The sequence below is a fragment of the Mycobacterium sp. TH-M15 genome (assembly GCF_057473705.1).
The window spans coordinates 1-2,226 of the sequence record NZ_JBYCLB010000119.1 but is presented as its reverse complement, the minus strand read 5'-3'; the positions used below and the strand labels follow the sequence as shown (position 1 = coordinate 2,226).

Here is a 2,226-nt window from a genome sequence, read left to right as displayed (position 1 = left end):
CGCCGACGATCGAGGCCAACAGCAGCGGCAGCATCTCTGTCATCTTGCTGTTGTCTTGTTCGCCGGGCGCGGGTTGGCCACCGGGTCCGGGGTCCTCGCCGGGCAGCCCTGCCGGGCCGCCAATGCCGCTGTTGGTGTTCGATGAGCCCGGGCCGGTGGCGCCGTTGCCGGTGCCCGCGGGGTCAGGCTGGGCGCCGGGATCGGGCACTGGTGCCGGATCTGTGCCGGTGCCGGGCAGCGGGTCTGTTGTCGGTTCGGTCGCCGTCATATAGGAGGTGTGTGCGCCCAGCGCCGAGGCTTGGAGTTGACCGCGTTGAGCGGTCAGCACCGCGACCTGGGCGGCGAACTTGCCGCCGGTGCGCGCGTTGTTTTGTTGAGCGGTGACCAACTGACGGCGGTTGTGGGCGAATTTCTGCGGGGAGGGGGTGGCGGCGGCGGCTTGCTGGTAGGCCGCGGCATGGTCGCCGCGCTGGGAATCGAGGCCGGCGGCGTGATCGGCCACGGTGCGCAGTGCCTGCGCCCGGGATCTGAAGGCACCGGCGAGCCCGGGATGGGTGGATTGCCATACCTCGGGCAGCAGTTCGGCGGCGCGATCGAGTTCGGTTGCGGCGCTGCGCATTGCGGAGGCCGCTGATGTGCATGCTGTACCGAAGTGCTCGCCGGCGGCGTGGTCCCCGGCGTGGATTTGGGTGGCGAACGTTTCGCCGTCGGCGGGTGGCAGTGCAGCCAAGGGTGGGCGAATGTCAGGGGCGATGAGGGGTCGAATGAGTGGCGCCGGGGGCGGCGCGGGAGTCGGCGGGGCGCTCAGCGTTGCCGCGGCCGATGCGCGGTCTGCTTCGTGGGTTGCCAGCAGGGCGGCGATCTCGCCGCACCGTTGGGCGAGCAGGTTCAGATCGGCGCCATGAGATGCGATGTTGGTGGCAAGGCTCGCGGCGCCGGCGCTGAGCCGGGCGGCGGCGGCCACCGACACGGTGTCGCTCGCCAGGGGCGGATGAGCACCGAGCGCCGCGCAGGCGTCGTCGATGTGGCCCGCCGCGGCGGCCAGCCGCGTGGCGATTGCGCTCAGGCCGTCAGGATCTGCCTTCAAGGTCGGTCCCGCAGGCGCAGTCGATCGAGTCTTTCCACGGCGGCGGATAACTCGGAGCGGGTCTCCAATCCGTCCACGCTGCGCTGACCCGGGTACCGTTCGAACTGTTCACGGATGGCGACGCGGCCGGCCAGGTAGGCGACATCGTTGACCGCCATGAGCCGCTGCGCGAGCTGTTCGCCGGTCAGCTGGCTGGCCGCCGGTTCGATCTGGACACCCAGCGTGGGCCCATACGCCGAGACACGGGTGTACACAATGCCGTCCGGGCACCATTGTTCGTAGGCGTCGACGTCGGTGGACATCACTCGTGGACGGCTGCTTGGCGGGCCGCGTTGGCGTCCTCGGTGGCCGCGAAGTTCCTGGCTTCGGCTTCCAGCGTTTCAGCGACGCCGTTGTTGATGGCGAGCTGGTCGCTGAGCTCGGCTTGGCGGGCGGCCAGCGTCTCGCCGAGTGCGGCTTTGAAGTCGGCGAAGATCGGGCCGTGCGCGCTGCGCGCGGCTTCGAGCTGGGATTGCACCGCTAGGGCGGCCTGAAGGTCGCTGGCCAGGTCCCGGTGAACCGCGGCCGCGGCGGCGACTTTGTCGGGGTCGACTCGCAGTGTTTCGTTCACGGAAGTGTCCTTTCGTTAGTGCGATTGGGTTGGCGGGGGTGTGCCCGGCGCGGGTGTGGGGGCTGGGCCCGGCGCCGCCGGGGCGGTGGGTGCGGCGCCGGGAGTCGTGGGCATCTGGGCAGATGCGGTGGGGCGACCGTAGCCGAGGAAATCGCCGTGTGGTAGCTGCGAAATCGGTTGAACCTCGCCGTTTTCGCCGAAGAACTTGTCCGGGCCGGCCATCATCACCATCTTGTCTCGGTACATCGCGTAATCGGTGGGCTGGAGCTTGTCCGGCGCAATGTAGTTGGTCAGCGTCGTGCCCGGAGGTGGGACGGTCAGGTTGTTGCGGCGGTAGGCATCGCCGGGGGTCGCGCCCTGCTCGACCGCCTTGATCGCGCCGGCATGGTCGGAGTCGGCGACGGTGACCGGTGACCCGTCTTTGAGGGTCAGGGCCACAGGCCCTGGTGGTGCGCCGGGCGGTCCGCCGGGCATTGTTCCGGGCGCGGCGGCCGGGGCGGCGGCTGGCGGTTGACCCGCCGGCGGTGCC

General features: G+C 70.3%; 3 protein-coding genes and 1 pseudogene. All 4 read right to left on the bottom strand.

Annotation, left to right across the window (positions count from 1 at the left end; all coding sequences use genetic code 11):
- A partial coding sequence (locus tag AC2VNT_RS03010) for a PPE domain-containing protein (RefSeq protein WP_486945447.1) occupies positions 1–1,087 on the bottom strand: 1,087 nt, incomplete at its 3' end.
- Complete coding sequence (locus AC2VNT_RS03005) at positions 1,084–1,389, bottom strand: DUF2694 family protein (RefSeq protein ID WP_486945446.1); 306 nt, start codon at positions 1,387–1,389, stop codon at positions 1,084–1,086. The genes AC2VNT_RS03005 and AC2VNT_RS03010, both read right to left, overlap by 4 nt.
- Positions 1,389–1,697: a type VII secretion target gene (locus tag AC2VNT_RS03000; RefSeq protein WP_486945445.1), complete on the bottom strand. Its 309-nt coding sequence runs from the start codon at positions 1,695–1,697 to the stop codon at positions 1,389–1,391. The genes AC2VNT_RS03005 and AC2VNT_RS03000 overlap by 1 nt, the downstream gene beginning before the upstream one ends.
- Before the next feature lie 15 nt (positions 1,698–1,712).
- Positions 1,713–2,226: pseudogene (locus AC2VNT_RS02995) on the bottom strand (hypothetical protein); the annotation flags it as partial.

What these genes read in the sequence shown, in the direction of transcription:
- AC2VNT_RS03005 (WP_486945446.1), bottom strand. Translation starts at nt 1,389, where the DNA reads ATGTCCACCGACGTCGACGCCTACGAACAATGGTGCCCGGACGGCATT.